The organism is Pseudomonas sp. FW215-R2, from assembly GCF_058789255.1.
The window spans coordinates 123922-146553 of the sequence record NZ_JBYTBO010000006.1 but is presented as its reverse complement, the minus strand read 5'-3'; the positions used below and the strand labels follow the sequence as shown (position 1 = coordinate 146553).

At 62.0% G+C, this 22632-nt stretch carries 22 protein-coding genes; 7 read left to right on the top strand and 15 right to left on the bottom strand.

Features of this window, described 5'->3' with window-relative positions:
* Window positions 1-3: 3 nt before the first annotated feature.
* Together AC3WRD_RS10810 and lnt are read left to right on the top strand one after the other, a co-directional pair.
* Window positions 4-843: a CorC family transporter gene (locus tag AC3WRD_RS10810; RefSeq protein WP_007909641.1), complete on the top strand. Its 840-nt coding sequence runs from the start codon at window positions 4-6 to the stop codon at window positions 841-843.
* 14 nt (window positions 844-857) lie between these two features.
* Window positions 858-2381 carry an apolipoprotein N-acyltransferase gene (lnt, locus tag AC3WRD_RS10805; protein ID WP_102620845.1) on the top strand — a complete coding sequence of 508 codons (1524 nt, stop codon included), beginning with the start codon at window positions 858-860 and terminating at the stop codon, window positions 2379-2381.
* A 35-nt stretch (window positions 2382-2416) separates the two neighbouring features.
* On the opposite strand, the gene AC3WRD_RS10800 is transcribed toward lnt, so the two are convergent.
* Together AC3WRD_RS10800 and AC3WRD_RS10795 are read right to left on the bottom strand one after the other, a co-directional pair.
* Window positions 2417-3196 carry a YdcF family protein gene (locus AC3WRD_RS10800; RefSeq protein ID WP_102620846.1) on the bottom strand — a complete coding sequence of 260 codons (780 nt, stop codon included), beginning with the start codon at window positions 3194-3196 and terminating at the stop codon, window positions 2417-2419.
* Between the two features lie 104 nt (window positions 3197-3300).
* Window positions 3301-3624: a hypothetical protein gene (locus tag AC3WRD_RS10795; RefSeq protein WP_096820794.1), complete on the bottom strand. Its 324-nt coding sequence runs from the start codon at window positions 3622-3624 to the stop codon at window positions 3301-3303.
* A gap of 254 nt (window positions 3625-3878) precedes the next feature.
* Between AC3WRD_RS10795 and leuS the strand changes: the two genes are divergently transcribed.
* The 5 genes from leuS (at window position 3879) to AC3WRD_RS10770 (ending at window position 9944) form a co-directional block, all read left to right on the top strand.
* A complete protein-coding gene (gene leuS, locus AC3WRD_RS10790) occupies window positions 3879-6485 on the top strand; it encodes a leucine--tRNA ligase (protein WP_096820793.1) in 2607 nt (868 codons plus the stop codon).
* Between the two features lie 87 nt (window positions 6486-6572).
* Window positions 6573-7178 carry an LPS-assembly lipoprotein LptE gene (locus tag AC3WRD_RS10785; protein ID WP_102620847.1) on the top strand — a complete coding sequence of 202 codons (606 nt, stop codon included), beginning with the start codon at window positions 6573-6575 and terminating at the stop codon, window positions 7176-7178.
* Window positions 7179-7217: 39 nt separating this feature from the next.
* The gene (gene holA / locus AC3WRD_RS10780; protein ID WP_096820791.1) at window positions 7218-8255 is read left to right on the top strand and encodes a DNA polymerase III subunit delta; all 1038 of its coding nucleotides are present in this window, start codon (window positions 7218-7220) and stop codon (window positions 8253-8255) included.
* Between the two features lie 140 nt (window positions 8256-8395).
* The gene (gene arfA / locus AC3WRD_RS10775; RefSeq protein ID WP_007958672.1) at window positions 8396-8560 is read left to right on the top strand and encodes an alternative ribosome rescue factor ArfA; all 165 of its coding nucleotides are present in this window, start codon (window positions 8396-8398) and stop codon (window positions 8558-8560) included.
* Window positions 8561-8621: 61 nt separating this feature from the next.
* A complete protein-coding gene (locus tag AC3WRD_RS10770) occupies window positions 8622-9944 on the top strand; it encodes a lytic murein transglycosylase (RefSeq protein ID WP_102620848.1) in 1323 nt (440 codons plus the stop codon).
* A 48-nt stretch (window positions 9945-9992) separates the two neighbouring features.
* Here AC3WRD_RS10770 and AC3WRD_RS10765 read toward each other — a convergent pair whose 3' ends face one another.
* From AC3WRD_RS10765 to AC3WRD_RS10705, 13 genes are all read right to left on the bottom strand, one after another.
* Window positions 9993-10940: a S66 peptidase family protein gene (locus AC3WRD_RS10765; protein ID WP_102620849.1), complete on the bottom strand. Its 948-nt coding sequence runs from the start codon at window positions 10938-10940 to the stop codon at window positions 9993-9995.
* Between the two features lie 175 nt (window positions 10941-11115).
* Entirely contained in the window at window positions 11116-12114 is a 999-nt protein-coding gene (gene lipA / locus AC3WRD_RS10760; RefSeq protein ID WP_162130488.1) for a lipoyl synthase, read from the bottom strand.
* 25 nt (window positions 12115-12139) lie between these two features.
* Window positions 12140-12787, bottom strand: coding sequence for a lipoyl(octanoyl) transferase LipB (gene lipB, locus AC3WRD_RS10755; protein ID WP_102620850.1), 648 nt, complete (start codon window positions 12785-12787; stop codon window positions 12140-12142).
* Window positions 12787-13062 (bottom strand): DUF493 domain-containing protein, encoded by a 276-nt coding sequence (locus AC3WRD_RS10750; protein WP_007958664.1) that lies wholly within the window; start codon window positions 13060-13062, stop codon window positions 12787-12789. Before AC3WRD_RS10750 ends, lipB begins: the two co-directional genes overlap by 1 nt.
* 84 nt (window positions 13063-13146) lie before the next feature.
* Window positions 13147-14304 carry a D-alanyl-D-alanine carboxypeptidase family protein gene (locus AC3WRD_RS10745; RefSeq protein WP_096820787.1) on the bottom strand — a complete coding sequence of 386 codons (1158 nt, stop codon included), beginning with the start codon at window positions 14302-14304 and terminating at the stop codon, window positions 13147-13149.
* 189 nt (window positions 14305-14493) lie between these two features.
* Window positions 14494-15504 (bottom strand): septal ring lytic transglycosylase RlpA family protein, encoded by a 1011-nt coding sequence (locus AC3WRD_RS10740; RefSeq protein ID WP_096820786.1) that lies wholly within the window; start codon window positions 15502-15504, stop codon window positions 14494-14496.
* Entirely contained in the window at window positions 15504-16514 is a 1011-nt protein-coding gene (mltB, locus tag AC3WRD_RS10735) for a lytic murein transglycosylase B (RefSeq protein ID WP_096820785.1), read from the bottom strand. Before mltB ends, AC3WRD_RS10740 begins: the two co-directional genes overlap by 1 nt.
* 17 nt (window positions 16515-16531) lie before the next feature.
* Complete coding sequence (rodA, locus tag AC3WRD_RS10730) at window positions 16532-17635, bottom strand: rod shape-determining protein RodA (protein ID WP_085712360.1); 1104 nt, start codon at window positions 17633-17635, stop codon at window positions 16532-16534.
* Between the two features lie 31 nt (window positions 17636-17666).
* Window positions 17667-19562 (bottom strand): penicillin-binding protein 2, encoded by a 1896-nt coding sequence (mrdA, locus tag AC3WRD_RS10725; RefSeq protein WP_102620851.1) that lies wholly within the window; start codon window positions 19560-19562, stop codon window positions 17667-17669.
* A gap of 10 nt (window positions 19563-19572) precedes the next feature.
* A complete protein-coding gene (rlmH, locus tag AC3WRD_RS10720; protein ID WP_009051038.1) occupies window positions 19573-20040 on the bottom strand; it encodes a 23S rRNA (pseudouridine(1915)-N(3))-methyltransferase RlmH in 468 nt (155 codons plus the stop codon).
* Window positions 20041-20050: 10 nt separating this feature from the next.
* Window positions 20051-20545, bottom strand: coding sequence for a ribosome silencing factor (rsfS, locus tag AC3WRD_RS10715; RefSeq protein ID WP_008087903.1), 495 nt, complete (start codon window positions 20543-20545; stop codon window positions 20051-20053).
* Window positions 20546-20615: 70 nt separating this feature from the next.
* Window positions 20616-21338 carry a nicotinate-nucleotide adenylyltransferase gene (nadD, locus tag AC3WRD_RS10710; protein WP_085732954.1) on the bottom strand — a complete coding sequence of 241 codons (723 nt, stop codon included), beginning with the start codon at window positions 21336-21338 and terminating at the stop codon, window positions 20616-20618.
* Window positions 21307-22578, bottom strand: a complete 1272-nt coding sequence (locus AC3WRD_RS10705) for a glutamate-5-semialdehyde dehydrogenase (RefSeq protein ID WP_102620852.1) — start codon at window positions 22576-22578, stop codon at window positions 21307-21309. The genes nadD and AC3WRD_RS10705 overlap by 32 nt, the downstream gene beginning before the upstream one ends.
* Window positions 22579-22632 lie beyond the last annotated feature (54 nt).

Genomic DNA, 22632 nt, shown 5'->3' with positions numbered 1-22632 from the left:
GCTATGAGCGAAGATCGATCGAGCAACGGGCAGAAGTCCTGGCTGGGTAAACTGACCCAGGCTTTTGCCCACGAGCCGAAGAACCGCCAGGAGCTGCTGGAGCTGCTGCGCGATGCACATCAGAACAAACTGCTGGACAGCGAAGCGCTGGCCATCGTCGAAGGCGCCATTCAGGTGGCTGACCTGCAAGTACGCGACATCATGGTGCCGCGCTCGCAGATGATCAGCATCAAGGCGACCCAGACACCCCGCGAATTCCTCCCTGCCGTGGTCGACTCGGCCCACTCGCGCTACCCGGTCATCGGCGAAAGCCATGACGACGTGATGGGCGTGCTGCTGGCCAAGGATCTGCTGCCGCTGATCCTCAAAGAGAACGGCGACAGCTTCAACATCAAGGACCTGCTGCGCCCGGCCACGTTCGTGCCGGAGTCCAAGCGTCTGAACGTGTTGCTGCGTGAATTCCGCGCCAACCACAACCACATGGCCATCGTGATCGACGAATACGGCGGTGTGGCGGGTCTGGTGACCATCGAAGACGTGCTTGAGCAAATCGTCGGCGACATCGAAGACGAGCACGACGTCGAAGAAGACAGCTACATCAAGCCGCTGCCCAGCGGTGATTTCCTGATCAAGGCCCTGACGCCGATCGAGAACTTCAACGAGTTCTTCGACAGCGAATTCTCCGACGACGAGTTCGACACCGTCGGCGGGCTGGTGATGAGCGCGTTCGGGCACTTGCCAAAACGCAACGAAATCACTGAAATCGGCGCCTATCGTTTCCGCATCCTGAACGCCGACAGCCGTCGGATTCATTTGCTGCGACTCACGCCAATCGCCCGGTAAATTTAAGGACTGAAATGCGCTGGACAACCCGCCCCGGCTGGCCCGGTAACCTGCTGGCCGTGGCGGCCGGTGCAATCACCACCTTCGCTCTGGCACCGTTCGATCTCTGGCCGCTGGCCTTGCTGGCGGTCGGCCTGTTCTATGCCGGCCTGCGCGAGCTGAGCCCGCGCCAGGCGCTGGGTCGCGGCTGGTGCTTCGGTTTCGGCCTGTTCGGCGCCGGCACCAGCTGGATCTACTACAGCATCCACCACTTCGGCGGCGCGTCGGTGCTGCTGGCCGGGTTCCTGATGCTGATTTTCACGGCGGCCATTGCCTGGTTCTTCGCCCTGCCCGCCTGGCTCTGGGCGCGCTGGCTGCGTCGCAACGAGGCGCCGCTGGCCGATGCCCTGGCCTTCGCTGCGCTGTGGGTTGGGCAGGAAGCGTTCCGTGGCTGGTTCCTTACCGGTTTCCCGTGGTTGTACTCCGGTTACAGCCAGCTCGACGGCCCGCTGGCCGGGCTCGCGCCAGTGGGCGGCATGTGGCTGGTGTCGTTCGTTTTGGCGCTGACCGCTGCACTGATCTACAACGCACCGCGCCTGCTGCAGACCGGCCGCAAAGGCTTTATCGTCGCGGGCCTGGTATTGCTGGTCGGGCCGTGGGTGGCGGGTATCGCGCTGAAGGGCCATGCCTGGACCAGTCCGGCTGGCGCACCACTGAGTGTTGCTGCGATTCAGGGCAACGTCGCGCAAAGCATGAAATGGGACCCGGCCGAGCTCAACGCACAACTGGCGCTGTACCGCGACCTGAGCTTCCGTTCGAAACCCGTGGACCTGCTGATCTGGCCGGAAACCGCCGTACCGGTACTCAAGGAGTCCGCCGAGGGCTACCTGAACATGATGGGCAACTTCGCCGCCGAGCGTAAATCGGCGCTGATCACCGGTGTGCCGATCCGCCAGACAGTGCGTCACGAGAAGCGCTTCTTCAACGGTATCACCGTGGTCGGCGAAGGCGACGGCACTTACCTAAAACAGAAGCTGGTGCCGTTCGGCGAATACGTACCGCTGCAGGACATCCTGCGCGGGCTGATCGCGTTCTTCGACTTGCCGATGTCCGATTTTGCCCGTGGCCCTGCCGATCAGGCGCTGTTGCAGGCCAAGGGTTATCAGATTGCACCGTTCATCTGCTACGAAGTGGTGTACCCGGAATTCGCCGCCAGCCTGGCGGCACGCAGCGACCTGCTGCTGACCATCAGCAACGACACCTGGTTCGGCACCTCGATCGGCCCGCTGCAACACTTGCAGATGGCGCAAATGCGCGCCCTTGAAGCCGGGCGCTGGATGATTCGTGCGACCAACAACGGCGTGACCGGCCTGATCAACCCGTTCGGACAGATCACCGAGCGCATTCCGCAGTTCGAACAAGGCGTGCTCTACGGCGAAGTGGTACCGATGCATAACCTGACGCCTTACCTGCAATGGCGCTCGTGGCCGCTGATCATCCTGTGCGTGGTGCTGTTTGGCTGGGCGCTGATGACCAACCGGATATCCAAGACCCTCTGAAAACCCGATCACTCCCGCGCTCTGCGCGGGAGTGATCAATCGGCGCTGTCTTCCCCTCGGTAGAACAACGAATAACCGATCTGCCCCACCGCCTCGTTCAACAACTGCCCGCTTTGCCAGATCGACTTGAACTCCGGCATCCAGCCGCCAAACGGCCGGGCATTGTCAGTGCCGAGGAAACCGACCGGCGCCGGCACCACTTCGAATCCGGCCTGTCGATAACTCCACACCGCTCGCGGCATGTGCCAGGCCTGGGTCACCAGCACTACACGCTTGACGCCCTCCGGCAACAGCATCTTGGCGCTGAAGGCGGCGTTCTCCCACGTGGTGCGGCTCTCCCCTTCCTGCCAACGCACCGTCACACCGAAATCATCGCGTAGCGAATCGGCCATCAGTCTGGCTTCGCTCGGCGGCGTACCGTAATGCAGGCCACCACTGGTCAGAATCGGCAACCCTGAGGCCTTGGCCAACCGCGCCGCATAACGCTGCCGTTCGAGCCCGATACCGGTCGGCTGATCCTCGCCCCAGGCCAGATCACCGCGCTCGCGACCGGAGCCCAGCACCACGATGGCATCGGCGCGTTGTGCAAGGTTTGTCCAGTCTTCCCGGGCCAGCGGCGGCTCGCGCTCCAGGGCCTTGGCCCCCCATTGCACGACCACCGGCAGACTCATCAGCAGGAAACCGCCAAAACCCAAGGCAAAGCACAGCCCCGCCAGTCGCGGCCGCGAGCGACGCAGCCACCAGGCGACGAGCAACAGCAGCAAGAGAAGGCCGGGCGGCAATAGAAGTTGTTTAATGAAATAACGAAAAGGCATCGAGCATCTCCAGAGATGCCCGAAGCCTAAGTGGGTTAGTACAGCGCGACAACCAGTAGGGTCGGATCCGCTGAAAAAGATCCGCTTTTTGACCTGCCATGCGTTTACTTGGCCTGCAGAGTCCGAACCTTGACGGTGTCTCTGCCGGGCGCCTTGTCCTTGAGCCAGATGACTTTGGCCGAACGGGGTGCATCGAGTTGCTTCACTGCCTGAGACAGATATCCATGGGTTTCACGCTCACTGCGATCCAGATAGGCCTTGACCAGTTCGAACTCGGCGGGGCTCAAGCCACGCAATTCCAGCTCCAGGGGGCGCTCGTCGCGCAGCCGGACAGCGGTTTTTGCAGCGTCCAGGGCCGTCCCCAGGCGATCGATCAACCGCTCGTACAACTCGGGTTTGGTAACGTTTTTTTGCTGTGACTCCACCATCCCTCACCTCATTGAAGATAAGACTCACTCCCCAGTTAGAGCTTAGCTTCGCTGCACAAACCGGCTGCACGCCGCGACCAACGGCCCTCGCCGCGATTTTGCCCGGTCAAACGGCTGCAATCAGGGTTTCCCTAGGCCAAGCGCGGTCATGTATGCTACGGCGCTTCCTGTAACTCCACTTCCAGCCCGTCCGGCCCGCTCCGGATGTCGCATTGAAGAGGATTAGGCCACCCCTATCCAGTACAAAAGTAGCCATGCACGAACAATATCAGCCCCGTGAAATCGAAGCCGCCGCCCAGTCGTTCTGGGACGAGCAAAAGTCCTTTGAAGTCAGTGAACAGCCAGGCAAGGAGACTTACTACTGCCTGTCGATGTTCCCTTACCCCAGCGGCAAGCTACACATGGGGCACGTGCGCAACTACACCATCGGCGACGTGATCTCCCGCTATCAGCGCATGCTCGGCAAGAACGTTCTGCAACCGATGGGTTGGGACGCCTTCGGCATGCCGGCGGAAAACGCCGCGATGAAGAACAACGTGGCCCCGGCCAAGTGGACCTACGAAAACATCGCCTACATGAAATCCCAGCTGCGCAGCCTGGGCCTGGCGGTGGACTGGTCGCGCGAAGTCACCACCTGCAAGCCTGATTACTACCGTTGGGAGCAGTGGCTGTTCACTCGCCTGTTCGAAAAAGGCGTGATCTACCGCAAGAACGGTACCGTGAACTGGGACCCGATCGACCAGACCGTTCTGGCCAACGAACAGGTGATCGACGGTCGCGGCTGGCGTTCCGGCGCGCTGATCGAAAAGCGCGAAATCCCGATGTACTACTTCAAGATCACCGCCTACGCGGATGAGCTGCTGGAGAGTCTCGACGAACTGACCGGCTGGCCGGAACAGGTCAAGACCATGCAGCGCAACTGGATCGGCAAGTCGCGCGGGATGGAAGTGCAGTTCCCGTACAACGTCGACTCGATCGGCGAAAGCGGCACCCTGAAAGTCTTCACCACCCGTCCGGACACCCTGATGGGCGCAACCTATGTTGCCGTGGCTGCCGAGCACCACCTGGCGGCCCTTGCCGCGAAGAACAACCCTGAGCTACAAGCGTTCATCGCTGAATGCAAGGGCGGCAGCGTCGCCGAAGCCGACGTCGCCACTCAAGAGAAGAAAGGCCTGCCGACCGGCCTGTTCGTCGAGCACCCGCTGACCGGTGAAAAACTGCCGGTGTGGGTCGCCAACTACGTGCTGATGCACTACGGCGATGGCGCGGTCATGGCTGTGCCGGCTCACGATGAGCGCGATTTCGAGTTCGCCCACAAGTACAACCTGCCGGTCAAATCCGTGGTTCGTACCAGTTCCGGTGAAACCAACCCGGCGCCGTGGCAGGACGCCTATGGCGAGCACGGCACGCTGATCAACTCCGGCGAGTTCGACGGCCTGGACTTCGCCGGCGCGTTCGACGCCATGGAAGTCGCCCTGATCAAGAAAGAGCTGGGCGCCTCGCGCACCCAGTTCCGCCTGCGCGACTGGGGCATCAGCCGCCAGCGCTACTGGGGCTGCCCGATCCCGATCATCCACTGCGATGCCTGCGGTGACGTGCCGGTGCCGGAAGACCAGTTGCCGGTCGTACTGCCGGAAGACGTGGTGCCGGACGGCGCCGGTTCGCCGCTGGCGCGCATGCCCGAGTTCTACGAGTGCACCTGCCCGAAATGCGGCCAGCCTGCCAAGCGTGAAACCGACACCATGGACACCTTCGTCGAATCGTCCTGGTACTACGCCCGTTACGCCTCGCCGCACTTCGAAGGCGGCCTGGTGGAAAAATCCGCAGCCGACCACTGGTTGCCGGTGGATCAGTACATCGGCGGTATCGAACACGCCATTCTTCACCTGCTCTACGCGCGCTTCTTCCACAAGCTGATGCGCGACGAAGGCCTGGTGAGCTCCAACGAGCCGTTCAAGAACCTGCTGACCCAGGGCATGGTGGTCGCCGAGACTTACTATCGTCGTGAAGCCAACGGTGCCTACACCTGGTTCAACCCGGCGGACGTGGAACTCGAGCGCGACAGCAAGGCCAAGGTCATCAGCGCCAAGTTGATCGCCGACGGCCTGCCGGTGGAAATCGGCGGCACCGAGAAAATGGCCAAGTCGAAGAACAACGGCGTCGACCCACAGTCGATGATCGATCAGTTCGGCGCAGACACCTGCCGTCTGTTCATGATGTTCGCTTCGCCACCTGACATGAGCGCTGAGTGGTCCGACTCCGGCGTGGAAGGCTCGCACCGCTTCCTCAAGCGCGTCTGGCGTCTGGCTCAGGCCCACGTGACTCAGGGCCTGCCGGGCAAACTGGACGTGACCGGCCTGAATGACGAACAGAAAGTCATCCGCCGTTCGATCCACCAGGCGATCAAGCAGGCCAGCCATGACGTCGGCCAGAACCACAAATTCAACACCGCCATCGCTCAGGTGATGACGCTGATGAACGTGCTGGAAAAAGCCGCCCAGGCCACCGAACAGGATCGCGCACTGGTTCAGGAAGGTCTGGAAGCCGTGACGCTGCTGCTGGCGCCAATCACGCCGCACATCAGCCATGAACTGTGGAACCGACTGGGCCACGCCGAACCGGTAATCGACGCCGGCTGGCCGGTGCTGGACGAAAGCGCACTGGTGCAGGACAGCCTGACGCTGGTCATCCAGGTCAACGGCAAGCTGCGCGGCCAGATCGAAATGCCGGCCGCCGCAACCCGTGAGGAAGTCGAAGCCGCCGCCCGTGCCAACGAAAACGTGCTGCGCTTCGTCGACGGCCTGACTATTCGCAAAGTGATCGTAGTGCCCGGGAAACTGGTCAATATCGTCGCCAGCTAATTGGATCGGGCGCCGGGTTTGCCTGGCGCCCTGTAAAACCTTTCGGGCCGCAAGGTCGGCCCACATGGTTTCAAGGGGAGCAACACAATGATCAAACGCAATCTGCTGGTGATGGGCCTCGCGGTCCTGTTGAGCGCCTGCGGTTTCCAGCTGCGCGGCACCGGCACCACCGAACTGGCGATCAAGGAACTCGACCTGAGCGCCCGCAACGCCTACGGCGAAACCGTGACGCAACTGCGTCAGCTGCTGGAGGCCAGCGGCGTCAAGATCGTCTCCGGTGCGCCGTACAAGCTGTACCTGGCCGACGAGCAGGAGAACCAGCGCATCCTCAGCTACGCTGGCGCCGGCCGTACTGGCGAGTATCAGGTAAACACTGTGCTCAGCTACGACATCCGTGGCGACAAGAACCTGCTGCTCAAAAGCGACAAGCTTGAAGTGCAGAGAGTGTTCATCCACGACGGCAACAACCTGGTGGGTTCCGACCAGGAAGCCAACGATGCCCGTAACGAGACACGCCGCGAGCTGGTACAGCGCATGATGCTGCGCCTGCAACAGCTGACGCCGGCTCAGCTGGAAGCTCTGCAACAAGCCGCCAACGACCGGGCCAAGGCAGAAGCCGACGCCCTGGAAGCGGCGCAGAAGGCTGAAGCGGAAACCCCGCGTCAGTCGCCGCTCGAACTGCCGCAGCAGTAAGACGTACGGGGCGCTCAGGCGCCCCGTTCGCCGTTTCTTATGAAGCTCGCTCCCGCCCAACTCGGCAAACACCTGCAAGGTGCGCTCGCGCCGGTCTACATCATCAGCGGCGATGACCCGCTGCTGTGTCAGGAAGCCGCCGACGCCATTCGCTCCGCTGCCCGTCAGCAAGGGTTCGACGAACGCCAGGTCTTCGCCGCCGACGCCAATTTCGATTGGGGAACGTTGCTGCAGGCCGGCGCCAGCATGTCGCTGTTCGCCGAAAAGCGCCTGCTGGAACTGCGCCTGCCGTCCGGCAAGCCTGGTGACAAAGGCGCTGCTGCACTGATCGAATACTGCTCGCGCCCCGCTGAAGACACGGTGCTGCTGATCAGCTTGCCCAAGCTGGACGGCAGCGCGCAGAAGACCAAGTGGGGCAAGGCGCTGGTCGAAGGTCAGCAGACTCAGTTCATCCAGATCTGGCCGGTGGATGCCAACCAGTTGCCGAGCTGGATTCGCCAACGCCTGTCCCAGGCTGGGCTGTCAGCCAGTCAGGACGCCGTCGAACTGATTGCCGCGCGAGTCGAAGGCAACCTGCTGGCTGCTGCGCAGGAGATCGAGAAGCTCAAGCTGATGGCCGAGGGTGGGCAGATCAGCGTCGAAACCGTGCAGGCGGCCGTGGCCGACAGTGCGCGCTTCGATGTGTTCGGCCTGACCGATGCGGTGCTCAACGGCGAACCGGCTCACGCGCTGCGCATGCTCGAAGGGCTGCGCGGCGAAGGTGTCGAGCCGCCGGTGATTCTCTGGGCCCTGGCGCGGGAGTTGCGCCTGCTGGCCAATATCTCGTTGCAGTACAGCCAGGGCACACCGCTGGACAAGTGCTTCAGTCAGGCGAAACCGCCGGTCTGGGACAAGCGCAAACCGCTGATGAGCAAAGCCCTGCAACGCTACTCGGCGCAACGCTGGGCGCAATTGTTGCTCGAGGCCCAGCGCATCGACGCACAGATCAAGGGTCAGGCGGCCGGCTCGCCGTGGATGAGCCTCAGTCGGCTGGCGCTGTTGATGGCCGGTCAGCGTCTGACGTTACCTGCCGAATGACACCCGGGATCGCACACGGCGATCCGGTTTTTTTGTACAGACCATTTCCTACAGAACATCCCGCCTTCTGTCCTATAGACAGACGCTCGACATCGGCAGATCATTTGCCGCGCAAAACCCACTCACTCGCGAGAACCCTCATGAGCAAAAAGCCATCGAAACATGGCCATAACAAGGCCAAATCCATCGTCGCCCAACCCCTGTTCCGCAGCCGCCAGGAACGACCAACCAAGGGTAAAGGCAGCTACCGCCGCGAAGCCTTCCAGTCTGACAGCTGGGAGGCTTCTTACTTTCTGGCCGCTTGAAGCGCAGCACCCCTTCCTCATGTTAAGGTCTGCACCTGATTCGTATCCTCTGGACCTGTGCATGCCCCTTAGTCTTTCCCGTCGTTGGCCCTTTCGCCAACTGATCGCTGCCACAAGTTTCGTACTGCTTGTCGCCTGCGCGGAAAAACCCACCGCCGCCGACGCTCAACCGCTTCAGACCGCTCCTGTTGCCACGGCCCCCGCGATCATCCCGCCGGTAGTGCCGTCCGGTGACGACCTCAACCTGCAACCCACCCAAACCTTCGCCGAGTGGCAGGCCGGTTTCCGCAAGGACGCTTTGGCCGCCGGGATTCGCGCCGACGTCTTCGATCGCGCCTTTGCCAACGTCAGCTTCGATGCCAGCGTGATCCGTGCCGACCGCAGCCAGCCGGAATTCGCCCGGCCGGTGTGGGAATACCTGGATGGCGCCCTGTCGCCGCTGCGAGTGCGCAAAGGCCAGGCGCTGATCAACCAGTACGCCGACATCCTGCAACGCATCGAACAACGCTATGGCGTCGATCGCCAGGCGCTGGTGTCTGTGTGGGGGATGGAAAGCAATTTCGGCCAGTTCCAGGGCACCAAGTCGGTGATCAATTCCCTGGCGACCCTGGCCTATGAAGGCCGCCGCCCGGGCTTTGCCCACGCGCAACTGATCGCGGCGCTGCAAATCCTGCAACAGGGCGACATCACGCCAGAGAAGATGCTCGGCTCCTGGGCCGGCGCCATGGGCCAGACCCAGTTCATCCCGACCACCTACAACACCCACGCGGTGGATTTCGACGGTGACGGACGACGTGACATCTGGGGCAGCCCGGCTGACGCCTTGGCCTCGACCGCGCACTACCTGCAAAGCTCCGGCTGGCAGCGTGGCCAGCCGTGGGGCTTCGAGGTGCAGCTGCCGAGCGGTTTCAACTACACCCTGGCAGACGGTGCAATTCGCAAAAGTGTCGCCGAATGGCGGCAACTGGGTGTGATTCTGCCCAACGGCGGCCAGGCACCGGCCGGCTCCGAGCAACTTTCGGCCGCCCTGCTGCTGCCGGCCGGCTATCGTGGCCCGGCGTTCCTGATCCTCGATAACTTCCGGGCGATCCTCAAGTACAACAACTCGTCGTCCTATGCCCTGGCCGTGAGCCTGTTGTCAGAGCGTTTCAACGGCGCAGGCCTGATCAACGGCACCTGGCCAAAAGATGATCTGCCGCTGAGTCGCACCGAGCGCATCGAGCTGCAAAATCTGCTGACTGCACGCAACTACGACGCGGGTACCGCCGACGGCATCATCGGCGCCAATACGCGCAAGGCGATCCGCAGTGCGCAGCAGTCATTTGGCTGGCCCGCGGACGGTTACCCGACGCACAAGCTGCTGGAAAGCTTGCGTAGCCAGTAAAAACAAGACCGCCGCCTCTTCAGGCGGCGGTCTTGTTTTGGGGTTCGGCTACCGAATCACCACATCCTGCTCCAGCATCAACTCCTTCTTCCCCGCATCCAGCCGGACCAGCGCCCCCATCGGCAACGTCAGGTTCGGATCACAATGCCCGCTGCGCCAGCCCGACAGCACCGGAATCCGCAACGGTTCAAAGGTCTGCTTGAGCAGGCGGTTCAAGGCCTCGACATCCACGCCCGCCACATCCCCGACCAACACGCCACGCAATCTGGCCAACTTGCCCGCCAGACGCATCTGGGTCAGCAAGCGGTCGATCCGATACAGCGGCTCGTTGATGTCCTCGATGAGCAGAATCACCCCTTCGACGTCGATTTCATAAGGCGTGCCCAAGGTCGCGGCGATCATCGCCAGATTGCCGCCCAGCAAACGCCCGTGGGCAATGCCGGGTTCTACGGTGGTCAATGGGTAGGCCACCGGATGGCTCAATACGCTGCCGGTCTTCAACTGACCGCGCAGCATGGCGAAGAACGACGTCACCGTCGGCGGTTCCTTGTCCCCCAGCAGATCGGCATTCAACAGTGGCCCGTGAAAGGTCACGAACCCGGCGTAGCGACTGATAGCCAGATGCAGCGCGGTGATGTCGCTGTAACCGACGAAGGGCTTGGCATGGCGGCTCAGCAAGTCGTAGTCGATCCGGTCTAGCAACCGTGGCGTGCCGTAACCACCGCGCAGGCAAATGATTGCATCGACTTCCTCGTCAGCGAATGCAGCGTGCAGATCGTTGAGCCGCACCTCGTCGCTGCCGGCCAGATAGCCATCCTTTTCGTAGACGCCAGGGAACACCCGCAATCCGTAACCCCGGGCGCGCATCCATTGAACAGCCTTTTCAGTATCCAGCGTGCCGGGGCCGGCTGGAGCGATGACGCCTATCAGCCCTTCCGAAGGCAGTGCGGGGACAGGCTTGTGCGGACAAAGGGTGTGGGTCGGTCGAACGGTCATCCATGGATCTCCCTGTGTGAAGTCATGCTCACACAGTAGTCAGGAACGGCGACAAACAGAAGAGGCTCGGCTGCGCCGCAGATTGCAGGAAAAGTCAGTAACGAGTGTAGGCCGGGCAAAAAAATGCCCGCCGGGCACTGAAGCCTCGGCGGGCATTTTCTCATTCAGCGCTGAATCAGGAACCGAGCAGCTCGGCCTTGACCAGTTTCGCCTGCTCGTCGGCGTGGTACGAAGAGCGCACCAACGGGCCGGACGCGACGTTCTTGAAGCCCATCTTGTAACCTTCCTCGGCGAACCAGGCGAAGGTGTCCGGGTGCACGAAACGCTGCACCGGCAAGTGGCTGCGGGACGGTTGCAGGTACTGGCCCAGGGTCAGCATGTCGATGTCGTGTTCGCGCATGCGCTTCATGACTTCGATGACTTCGTCGTCGGTCTCGCCCAGACCCAGCATCAGGCCGGACTTGGTCGGAATGTGCGGCATCATCTGCTTGAAGCGTTGCAGCAGGGTCAGCGACCACTGGTAGTCCGAACCCGGACGCGCAGCCTTGTAAAGGCGCGGCACGGTTTCCAGGTTGTGGTTGAACACATCCGGCGGCTCGGCCGCGGTGATTTCCAGGGCGATGTCCATGCGGCCACGGTAGTCCGGGACCAGGGTCTCGAGCTGCACGTTCGGCGACAGTTTGCGGATTTCGCGGATGCAGTCGGCAAAGTGCTGGGCACCGCCGTCACGCAGGTCGTCGCGGTCAACCGAGGTGATCACCACGTACTTGAGTTTCAGGTCGGCGATGGCGATAGCCAGGCTTTCCGGCTCGTTGACGTCCAGTGGCTTCGGACGGCCATGACCCACGTCGCAGAACGGGCAGCGACGGGTGCAGATGTCACCCATGATCATGAACGTCGCGGTGCCGCCGGAGAAGCACTCGCCCAGGTTCGGGCAGGACGCTTCTTCACAGACGCTGTGCAGCTTGTGCTTGCGCAGCAGGCTCTTGATGCGGTCGACTTCCGGCGAAACCGGGATGCGCACGCGGATCCAGTCGGGTTTCTTCGGCAGTTCGGTGGTCGGAATGATCTTCACCGGGATGCGTGCAACCTTCTCGGCGCCGCGCAGCTTGACGCCCGCTTCAACCTTGGGACGCGGGGCCGGGCGCTCGGTCACGTCGAGCGTCGGGATCATGGTTTGCACTGCATCAGTAGTCATATCAGTCGATTCCGCCCGTCAGGGTCGTCTGCTCAGCATAGTCGAGGTGTTTGACGAGCTGCGCACGCAGCCGGGCACTTACCTCGGCAAATTCAATCGATCCTGCATGGTCGCTCAGCTGGGTCATCGCCAGCCCGGCGTAGCCGCAGGGATTAATCCGTCGAAACGGTTCCAGGTCCATGTCCACGTTCAGGGCCAGGCCATGAAAGGAACAACCGTGGCGAATCCGCAAACCCAGAGAAGCGATTTTCGCTCCGTCGACGTACACGCCGGGAGCATCTGGCTTGGCGACGGCGGTTACACCGTAACTGGCCAGCAGTTCGATCAGGCACCGCTCCATGCGCGTGACCAGGTCTCGTACACCAAAACCCAGTTTGCGCACATCCAGCAGCAGGTACGCCACCAGTTGGCCGGGGCCATGGTAGGTCACCTGCCCGCCGCGGTCGACCTGCACCACCGGAATATCCCCCGGCAGCAACAGGTGTTCGGCCTTGCCGGCCTGGCCCTGGGTGAACACCGGCGGGTGTTCGACGAGCCAGATTTCGTCGGCGGCATCACTGCCGCGTTCGTTGGTAAAACGTTGCATGGCATGCCAGACCGGCTCGTAAGCCATCTGGCCAAGCTCGCGAAAGCCCAGCGTGCCGGACATCACAACACCATGTGCACGAAACCGGTCGCCCGCAGTTCGCTGTTGATGTTGTACAGCTGATCCTGGTCGGTCGCGACGATGTGCAACTGGATGGTGGTGTACTTGCCGTTGCTGCTTTGACGCTCGTCCACACGCTCATCGTTGATCTTGGCGTGTTTCTTGACGATGTCGATGATCTTGTCTTTGTTGCCGACGCCCGTATCGCTGATCACCTTAACCGGATAATCAACCTGCGGAAATTCGATCTTTGGCGCCTTTACTTCGGTATCGGTCATGGCGTAACGGCCTCGTAAGCGTAAGCCCGGTAACGAACAAGGCCCCGCTCCGGATCGGAACGGGGCCATGCAGGTCAACTCGAATCAGTTGAACAAGCCGTAGAAGAATAGACGGATGCTATCCCACATGCGGCGGAAGATACCACCCTCCTCGACAGCGTCCAGGGCGATCAGGTCGGCGCTGTGCACCACCTTGTCGTCCAGTTTCACTTCGACTTTACCGATCACGTCGCCCTTGGCGATTGGCGCGGTCAGTTGCGGGTTCATGGTCATGCTGGCAGCGAGCTTTTTCAGCTGGCCTTTCGGCAGGGTCATGGTCAGGTCTTCAGCCAGGCCGGCCTTGACTTGATTGGTGGTGCCTTTCCACACCGGGGCCTGAGCCAGTTCGGTGCCCTTCTGATAGAAGGTCTGGGTTTCGAAGAAGCGGAAACCGTAGGTCAGCAGCTTCTGGGTTTCAGCAGCGCGAGCCACTTCGCTGTTGGTGCCGAACACCACGGCGATCAGGCGCATGCCGTCACGTACGGCCGAGGACACCATGCAGTAGCCGGCTTCGTCGGTGTGACCGGTTTTCAGACCGTCAACGGTCTTGTCGCGCCACAGCAGCAGGTTGCGGTTAGGTTGCTTGATGCCGTTCCAGAAGAACTCTTTCTGCGAGTAGATCGCGTAGTGAGCCGGGTCTTCGTGGATGATCGCGCGCGCCAGGATCGCCATGTCGTGAGCCGACGAGTAGTGCTCAGGGTTCGGCAGACCGGTCGGGTTCATGAAGTGGGTGTTGGTCATGCCCAGATCGGCGACGGTCTTGTTCATCAGGTCGGCGAAGGCGTCTTCGCTGCCGGCGATGTGCTCGGAAACCGCGACGCTGGCGTCGTTGCCGGACTGGATGATGATGCCGTGCAGCAGGTCGCTGACGGTCACTTGCGAGCCGACTTTGATGAACATCCGCGAGCCGCCGGTGCGCCAGGCGTTTTCGCTGATGGTCACTGGATCGTTTTCACCGATCTGGCCGCGACGGATTTCCAGCGTAGCGATGTACGCGGTCATCAGTTTGGTCAGACTGGCCGGTGGCAGACGCTGGTCACCGTTGTTCTCCACCAGCACGTTGCCGCTGCTGGCGTCCATGAGCACGTAGGCTTTTGCGGCCAGTTGAGGTGGCGACGGCATCATCTCGGCCGCGAAGGCGGCTGGCGAGAGGAGCAGCGGGACTAGCAGACACAGGCGTTTGGCAAAGGTGGTGATGTTCATCCGTCTCTCGAAATCGCTAATGGAAACTGCCCTTGCGGGCAAAATTAATCAGATGGCTTTCTAACGGGCCATCGCGTGTTCAGTTGCTCACTCCAGTCACCCTTTGCCGGGCTTTTGTTCTTCGACGAGCCAACAACCTGATTCACCCCCCAATCGCTGGTGAACCGTCAATCAAGTGCTACGTATTACTTACTCGGTAACCACGCTTGGCGAACCAAGATTGGCCGAGCGCACGCTGTTCTGTACCTGGGCAATTTCACCCGGCGAACCGATCGGTCCCAGGCGTACCCGGTGCAGGGTCTGCTGATTGCGCACGATCGAGCTGATGAACACCGGAGCGCTCACCATCCCGCTGAGCTTCGACCTCAGGAGTTCTGCAGCGTCCGGGTTGGCGAACGCGCCCACCTGCAGATACTGGCCAGACGCTGGTGCAGAAGCGTTTTTTTTTGCGCTGATCTGTACAGGTACAGTGTCAGAGGCATGTTGTTGCGGCGGTGGAGTCCACTGCTCGATGGTACCGGCCGAGGCCGTGATCACCGGCGCAGTATTCTGCGCGACTTGCGGCTCGTTGAGCATCAAAGGCGCCGGACGGCCTTTTGCGGCCCACCACTGTTGCGGGTCGATACCCTCGACCTTGACCCGCGCGGTGCCGATTTCGGCATAGCCGAGTTTTTTGGCCGCGGCGTAGGACAGGTCGATGATCCGGTCCGAATAGAACGGCCCGCGGTCGTTGACCCGCAGGATCACGCTCCTGTTGTTGTCCAGGTTGGTCACCCGAACGTAACTCGGCAGCGGTAATGTCTTGTGGGCGGCGCTCATGCCGTACAGGTCATAGACTTCGCCGTTGGCGGTGTTCTGACCGTGGAACTTGGTGCCGTACCAGGATGCAGTGCCCGAGGCCACGTAGGTCTTGGACTCCTGCAACGGGAAGTAGGTCTTACCCAGCACGGTGTACGGGTTGGCCTTGTACGGGCCGGTGTGCAGGGTCGGCGTGGCGTCCGGGATGCGCGACACATCGACGTCCCACCACGGCGCGCCATCCTTGTGGGCCCGGTTGATATCCAGGCCCGGCTGCGCGCGAACAGCAGTGGACGAAGTCTTCTGGCTCGGTGCACGGCTGGTCGAGCAACTGGCGACCAACACTGCCAACGCAGCGAATGCCACCAGCTTCAGGGGTTTGTTGATAGGCAATGCCTGCATTACTTGACGCCCCGTGCTTTTACCAGCTCTTCAGACAGTTGATGTACAGCCATGGCGTACATCACGCTGCGGTTATAACGCGTGATCGCGTAGAAATTTTTCAGGCCCATCCAGTATTCCGGGCCGTTGTCGCCTTCCAGGCGGAATGCAGTAACCGGCATATCATCGCGCAGCGCATCATGACTTGACCAGCCCAGCGCTCGCAACTCCCCGACGGTCTTCGTCGGTTCGATCCCGGTGGTCAAACCCTCATCCACCTGTTCGCCGCGCACATCGGCCCGACTGACCACCGGCTCGCCGGCCACCCAGCCGTGACGCTTGAAGTAGCTGGCGACGCTGCCGATCGCATCATCCGGGTTGTTCCAGATATTGATGTGGCCGTCGCCGTCGAAATCCACCGCGTAGGCGCGAAAGCTGCTCGGCATGAACTGCGGCAAGCCCATCGCCCCGGCGTAGGAACCCTTGAGGGTCAGCGGGTCGACCTGCTCTTCACGCGCCAGCAGCAGGAACTCACGCAGTTCCTTGCGGAAAAATTCGGCACGGGGAGGATAGTCGAATCCCAGCGTGGACAAGGCATCGATCACCCGGTAATTGCCGGTATTACGTCCGAAAAAGGTCTCAACGCCGATGATCGACACGATCACCTGGGCCGGAACGCCGTATTCCTGCTCGGCGCGGGCCAGCACGGCCTCGTGCTGGCGCCAGAAGTCCACACCCCGGGCGATGCGCGCGTCGGTGAGGAACATCGGCCGGTATTCTTTCCACTGTTTGACCCGTTCGGCGGGTTTGGAAATCGCGTCGAGAATCGCCTGTTTGCGCTGCGCCTCGCGGAACACCGCCATCAGTTGTTCGCCGGCGAAACCGTAGTCGCGGGTCATTTCACCGACGAATTCGGCCACCTGGGGCGAGCCTTCGTAATCGCCGGCCAGCGCTTCCTGCGCGCTGCCAAGGATGCCTACCAGGCCGAGCCACGGTGCGTATCGTGTCGCCCAGTCACGCATTACTTGCATTGAACTCTTCACCTTATTCAAACCTGTGCGATCCATTTGCGATGCGTATGGATCGACATCAAAACCCCAAACGCTGACAGCAGTGTCACCAGCGAAGTTCCGCCGTAGCTAATGAACGGCAACGGCACCCCCACCACCGGCAACAGGCCACTGACCATACCGATGTTGACGAAAACATAAACAAAAAACGTCATGGTCAAGGCGCCGGCGAGCAGTTTGCCGAACAGCGTCTGCGCCTGGGCGGTAATCACCAGGCCGCGACCGATCAGCAAGAGATAGATCAGCAGTAGAGCGCAAATGCCCACCAGGCCGAACTCTTCGCCGAGTACAGCGATGATGAAGTCGGTGTGGCTTTCCGGCAGGAAGTCCAGGTGCGACTGAGTGCCCAGCAGCCAGCCCTTGCCGAACACGCCGCCGGAACCGATGGCGGCCTTCGATTGAATGATGTTCCAGCCGGTGCCCAACGGATCGCTTTCAGGATCAAGGAAGGTCAGGATCCGTTGCTTCTGGTAGTCGTGCATGATGAAGAACCACATGGCGATCGCCACGGGTACGGCGGCGGCCAGCACGCTGAGGATCCAGCGCCAGCGCAACCCGCCCATGAACAGCACGAACGCGCCACCGGCCAGAATCAGCAGCGAAGTGCCCAGATCCGGCTGACGCACGATCAGAATGAACGGCACGCCAATCAGCATCAGGCTGATCCCGACGTGCTTGAGCTGCGGCGGCAGCGTGCGTTTGGACAGATACCAGGCGATGGTCGCCGGCATCAGGATCTTCATGAATTCCGACGGCTGGAAGCGGATCACCCCGGGAATGTTGATCCAGCGGGTCGCGCCCATGGCGTTGTGGCCCATGATGTCCACCACCATCAGCAGCACCACCCCGACCACATAGCCGAGCGGCACCCAACGGGCCATGAACCGTGGTTCGAACTGCGCGATGACGATCATCGATACCAGACCGATGCCGAACGATGTGGCCTGTTTGGCCAGCAGGTCCCAGCTCTTGCCGCTCGCCGAATACAGCACGAACAGGCTGCCGGCCGCGAGGATCAACAGCAGAACCAACAACGGGCCATCGATATGCAGGCGTTGCAACAGCGTCGCCCGGCGACGCATCACATCCTCGCTGGAGAGCATGCGATCGAAATTATTCTTCACGGGCCGTAGCCTCCGCACTGATAGGGCTGGCGTATTCGGCCTTCAAGCGTCCGTCCTGATCCAGCAGCCAGGCGTCCATCACCTGACGCACCACCGGCGCGGCGACGCCGGAACCGGACTCACCGTTCTCGACCATCACCGACACCACGATTTTCGGGTTGTCGGCCGGTGCAAAACCGACGAACAAGGCGTGGTCGCGGTGGCGTTCCTGAACTTTGGAACGGTCGTATTTCTCGCCTTGCTTGATCGCGACCACCTGAGCCGTACCCGACTTGCCGGCGATGCGGTATTGCGCGCCGATCGAAGCCTTGCGCGCCGTACCCCGGGCGCCGTGCATGACCTGCTGCATGCCGTGGTTGACCTTGGTCCAGTCCGACGGATCGCGCAGGACGATGTCCGGCATCGGGTTTTCATCCTTGGGCTTCTCGCCCTCGATGGTCTTGGCCAGGTGCGGACGGTTCCACACACCCTTGTTGGCCACCAGCGCGGTGGCCTGGGCCAGCTGCAGCGGCGTCGATTGCATGTAGCCCTGGCCGATCCCGAGAATCAGGGTCTCGCCCGGGAACCATGCCTGCTTGCGGGTGGCACGTTTCCATTCGCGGGACGGCATCAGACCGGGGGATTCTTCGAACATGTCCAGCGAGACCTTCTGGCCGATGCCGAACTTGTTCATGTATGCCGACAACCGATCGATGCCGAGCTTGTGCGCCAGGTCATAGAAGTAGGTGTCGTTGGACCGCATGATCGCCGTGTCGAGGTCGACGAAGCCGTCCCCGGTGCGGTTCCAGTTGCGGTATTTGTGATCGTAGTTGGGCAGCATGTAGTAACCCGGGTCGAACACGCGGCTCGACGCCGTCACCACGCCCGCGTCAAGACCGGCAATCGCTACCGCCGGCTTGATCGTCGAGCCCGGCGGGTACAGACCGCGCAGTACGCGGTTGAACAGCGGCCGGTCGATGGAATCGCGCAGCTCGGCGTACGCCTTGAAGCTGATGCCGGTGACGAACAGGTTCGGGTCGAAGCTCGGCTGGCTGACCATCGCCAGCACCTCGCCGGTGTTCGGGTCCAGCGCTACCACGGCACCGCGTCGCCCGCCCAGCGCGGCTTCGGCGGCTTCCTGCAATTTGATGTCGAGGCTCAGGACGATGTCCTTGCCCGGCACCGGATCGGTACGCTTGAGCACCCGCAACACACGGCCCCGAGCGTTGGTCTCGACCTCTTCGTAACCCACCTGACCGTGTAGCTCGGCTTCATAGAAGCGTTCGATGCCGGTCTTGCCGATGTGGTGGGTGCCGCTGTAATTGACCGGGTCGAGGGTCTTCAGCTCTTTCTCGTTGATCCGCCCCATGTAACCCACCGAGTGCGCAAAATGCGCGCCCTGCGGGTAGTGACGCACCAGTTGCGCGACCACTTCCACGCCCGGCAGACGGAACTGGTTCACCGCGACGCGGGCGATCTGCTCTTCGGTCAGCTCGAACAGGATCGGCACCGGCTCGAACGGCCGGCGCCCCTGACGCATGCGTTTCTCGAAGATCACCCGGTCTTCCGGCGTCAGCTCCAGCACCTCGACGATCACATCGAGCACTTGCTGCCAGTCGCCGGAGCGCTCGCGGGTCATGCTCAGGCTGAAGCTCGGGCGGTTGTCCGCCACCACCACGCCGTTACGGTCGAAGATCAACCCGCGGGTTGGCGGAATCGGCTGGACATGCACCCGATTGTTTTCCGACAGGGTCGAGTGGTACTCGTACTGGATGACCTGCAGGAAATACAGCCGGGCAATCAGCACACAGATCAGCAACACCACCGCAATGGCCCCGAACACGACGCGGCTACGCACCAGACGGGCGTCTTTTTCGTGGTCCTTGATGCGGATCGGCTGGGACATGAGGGCAGGATTACTTGTGGTAAGGGTGGCCGGACAACACGGTCCAGGCACGATACAACTGCTCGCCGATGAGGATGCGCACCAGCGGGTGCGGCAGCGTCAACGGCGACAACGACCAGCGCTGATCCGCGCGGGCACAGACTTCCGGCGCCAGCCCTTCCGGGCCACCGACCATGAAATTGACCGTGCGCGAATCCAGCCGCCAACGGTCGAGTTCGACCGCCAGTTGCTCGGTGCTCCAGGGCTTGCCGTGCACTTCGAGGGTGACGATCCGCTCGTTCTGCCCGACCTTGGCCAGCATGGCTTCGCCTTCCTGACGGATGAAGCGTGCCACGTCGGCATTCTTGCCACGGGTATTGAGCGGTATTTCCACCAGTTCCAGCGCCAGCTCGGACGGAAGACGCTTGGCGTATTCATGCCAGCCTTCTTCCACCCATTTGGGCATGCGTGAACCGACGGCGATCAGTCGCAGTCGCACAGCGCGTCCCTTACAGCTGGTCTTTGTTGAGCTTGGTGAAATGCTCGTGGGTGTTTTCCGGGCTGTGGTGCTTGGCATCCGCCGCACGGCTTTGCTCGGCACCGGCCCACAGGCGCTCCAGGTCGTAGAACTGACGAGCCGAGGCGGTCATCATGTGCACGATCACCAGGTCCAGGTCCAGCAGCACCCAGTCGCTGTCGCCCTTGCCTTCTTCGCCCAGCGGCTTGGCGCCCTGCTTTTTCACTTCTTCGCGAACCTTGTCCAGCATCGCGTTGATCTGGCGGTTGGACGTACCGGTGGCGATGATCATGTAGTCAGTGATGCTCTGCTTGTCGCGCACATCGATGATCTGGATGTCCTGGGCCTTGACGTCTTCCAGGGCTGCCACGGCAATCTTGACCAGTTCGTCGCCTTTCAGCGGCTCGTTGGTGTTGACCGGCTCTGGCAGCGGAGCGCTCTTGAACGTGCCTTTGCGCTTTACTTTGGTTTGGTCTTTGTCAGTCATATAAAACTCGTTTTGCTCATGTATTCGGCGTCTCGTCCCACGATGATCGTGTTACTTGAGCACGCCTTGTTCAGTTCGACGCACGATACAGACCGTGCGCATCGATGTAGGCCAGGACCGCGTCGGGCACCAGGAAACGTACCGACTTACCGCTGGCCAGCAGTTGACGGATCTGGGTGGCGGAGACCGCAAGCGGTGTCTGCCAGACGAATGCAATCTGTCCGCTCGGCCCTTTCAGGGCCAGCGGGTCGCTCACCGAACGCGCTGCCAGCAGGTTGCGCAAGGCATCCGGCGGTTCGCTGTCGGCGTCCGGGCGCTGTAGCACCAGGATGTGGCAATGCTGGAGCAACTCCTCCCAGCGGTGCCAAGTGGGCAGGCCGCAAAATGCGTCCCAGCCCAAAAGCAGAAAAACCTGGGTCTCGGCGGCCATTTCGGCGCGCAGCGACTCCAGGGTATCGATGGTCCAGGACGGTTTGTCCCGCTGCAATTCGCGGGCGTCCACCACCAGCGGCGGCACTCCGGCCACCGCACATTCAACCATTGCCAGCCGATCCTGCGCCGACACCTGCGGGGTATCGCGATGCGGCGGCCGGGCGCTGGGCATCATGCGCAGCTCATCGAGGGCCAGCGCTTCGGCGACTTCCAGCGCGCCACGCAAATGGCCGACATGCACCGGATCGAAGGTTCCGCCCAGAACGCCAATGCGCCGGGGGCGAGACTTTCTGCCGGATTTCGGCGCTTTCAGGTCGAGGTCGGACAAGTCAGACCGTCGCCTGGCCGCGCAACTGGCCATCACCGACCACGATGTACTTCTCGCAGGTCAGTCCTTCGAGGCCCACCGGGCCACGGGCGTGCAGCTTATCAGTAGAAATGCCGATCTCGGCACCCAATCCGTATTCGAAACCATCGGCGAAGCAGGTCGGGGTGTTGATCATCACCGACGCCGAGTCGACCTGAGCCACGAACTGGCGGGTGTCGGCGAGGTTTTCGCTGACGATCGAATCGGTGTGATGGGAGCCGTAATGGTTGATATGTTCGATGGCCTGGTCCAGACCGTCGACCACACGGATCGACAGAATCGGCGCCAGATACTCGGTGCCCCAGTCTTCTTCGCTGGCCGGCACGGCATCGATGATCGCCCGGGTGCGCTCGCAACCACGCAGCTCGACGCCTTTTTCGCGGAACTGGGCAGCCATCGACGGCAGGAAATCCTTCGCAACACTTTGATCGACCAGCAAGGTCTCCATCGCGCCGCAGATGCCATAACGATAGGTCTTGGCATTGAAGGCGATGCGCTGGGCTTTCGGCAGGTCGGCGTGTTCGCTGACATAGACGTGGCAGATGCCGTCCAGGTGCTTGATCACCGGCACCCGCGCATCACGGCTGATGCGCTCGATCAGGCCACGGCCACCTCGCGGTACGATCACATCGACGTACTCGGGCATGGTGATCAGTGCGCCAACGGCGGCACGGTCGGTGGTTTCCACCACTTGCACCACGGCGGCCGGCAGCTCGGCTTCGGCCAGGCCGCGCTGGATGCAGGCGGCAATCGCACGGTTGGAATGAATCGCTTCGGAACCGCCACGCAGGATCGTCGCGTTACCGGACTTCAGGCACAGGCTCGCGGCATCGATGGTCACGTTCGGACGGGACTCGTAGATGATCCCGATCACGCCCAGCGGCACGCGCATCTTGCCGACCTGAATGCCCGACGGACGGAAGCTCATGTCGCGGATCGCACCGACCGGGTCCGGCAAGGCCGCCACCTGACGCAGACCGACGATCATCCCGTCGATACGCGCCGGGGTCAGTTCCAGACGTTCCAGCAGTGCAGGCTCCAGACCGTTGGCGCGACCGGCGGCCAGATCCTGTTCATTGGCTGCCGCAAGCTCGGCGCGGGCTGCGTCCAAGGCATTGGCGGCAGCCAGCAGGGCGCGGTTTTTCTGCGCGGTGCTGGCACGGCCGATGACCCGGGAAGCTTCGCGGGCGGCGCGACCCAATCGGGTCATGTAGTCAAGAACGGACTCAGTCATGGTCTGCTGGGGTCTTGGCAAAGAGGAAAGCGGCAGATTATAGCTGTCGCGTCC

Excerpts from the sequence above, each read along its gene's own strand:
- AC3WRD_RS10810 (WP_007909641.1), top strand. The coding sequence starts at position 4 with ATGAGCGAAGATCGATCGAGCAACGGGCAGAAGTCCTGGCTGGGTAAA.
- lnt (WP_102620845.1), top strand. The coding sequence starts at position 858 with ATGCGCTGGACAACCCGCCCCGGCTGGCCCGGTAACCTGCTGGCCGTG.
- AC3WRD_RS10800 (WP_102620846.1), bottom strand. The coding sequence starts at position 3,196 with ATGCCTTTTCGTTATTTCATTAAACAACTTCTATTGCCGCCCGGCCTT.
- AC3WRD_RS10795 (WP_096820794.1), bottom strand. The coding sequence starts at position 3,624 with ATGGTGGAGTCACAGCAAAAAAACGTTACCAAACCCGAGTTGTACGAG.
- leuS (WP_096820793.1), top strand. The coding sequence starts at position 3,879 with ATGCACGAACAATATCAGCCCCGTGAAATCGAAGCCGCCGCCCAGTCG.
- AC3WRD_RS10785 (WP_102620847.1), top strand. The coding sequence starts at position 6,573 with ATGATCAAACGCAATCTGCTGGTGATGGGCCTCGCGGTCCTGTTGAGC.
- holA (WP_096820791.1), top strand. The coding sequence starts at position 7,218 with ATGAAGCTCGCTCCCGCCCAACTCGGCAAACACCTGCAAGGTGCGCTC.
- arfA (WP_007958672.1), top strand. The coding sequence starts at position 8,396 with ATGAGCAAAAAGCCATCGAAACATGGCCATAACAAGGCCAAATCCATC.
- AC3WRD_RS10770 (WP_102620848.1), top strand. The coding sequence starts at position 8,622 with ATGCCCCTTAGTCTTTCCCGTCGTTGGCCCTTTCGCCAACTGATCGCT.
- AC3WRD_RS10765 (WP_102620849.1), bottom strand. The coding sequence starts at position 10,940 with ATGACCGTTCGACCGACCCACACCCTTTGTCCGCACAAGCCTGTCCCC.
- lipA (WP_162130488.1), bottom strand. The coding sequence starts at position 12,114 with ATGATCCCGACGCTCGACGTGACCGAGCGCCCGGCCCCGCGTCCCAAG.
- lipB (WP_102620850.1), bottom strand. The coding sequence starts at position 12,787 with ATGTCCGGCACGCTGGGCTTTCGCGAGCTTGGCCAGATGGCTTACGAG.
- AC3WRD_RS10750 (WP_007958664.1), bottom strand. The coding sequence starts at position 13,062 with ATGACCGATACCGAAGTAAAGGCGCCAAAGATCGAATTTCCGCAGGTT.
- AC3WRD_RS10745 (WP_096820787.1), bottom strand. The coding sequence starts at position 14,304 with ATGAACATCACCACCTTTGCCAAACGCCTGTGTCTGCTAGTCCCGCTG.
- AC3WRD_RS10740 (WP_096820786.1), bottom strand. The coding sequence starts at position 15,504 with ATGCAGGCATTGCCTATCAACAAACCCCTGAAGCTGGTGGCATTCGCT.
- mltB (WP_096820785.1), bottom strand. The coding sequence starts at position 16,514 with ATGCAAGTAATGCGTGACTGGGCGACACGATACGCACCGTGGCTCGGC.
- rodA (WP_085712360.1), bottom strand. The coding sequence starts at position 17,635 with ATGCGTCGCCGGGCGACGCTGTTGCAACGCCTGCATATCGATGGCCCG.
- mrdA (WP_102620851.1), bottom strand. The coding sequence starts at position 19,562 with ATGTCCCAGCCGATCCGCATCAAGGACCACGAAAAAGACGCCCGTCTG.
- rsfS (WP_008087903.1), bottom strand. The coding sequence starts at position 20,545 with ATGACTGACAAAGACCAAACCAAAGTAAAGCGCAAAGGCACGTTCAAG.
- nadD (WP_085732954.1), bottom strand. The coding sequence starts at position 21,338 with ATGGCCAGTTGCGCGGCCAGGCGACGGTCTGACTTGTCCGACCTCGAC.
- AC3WRD_RS10705 (WP_102620852.1), bottom strand. The coding sequence starts at position 22,578 with ATGACTGAGTCCGTTCTTGACTACATGACCCGATTGGGTCGCGCCGCC.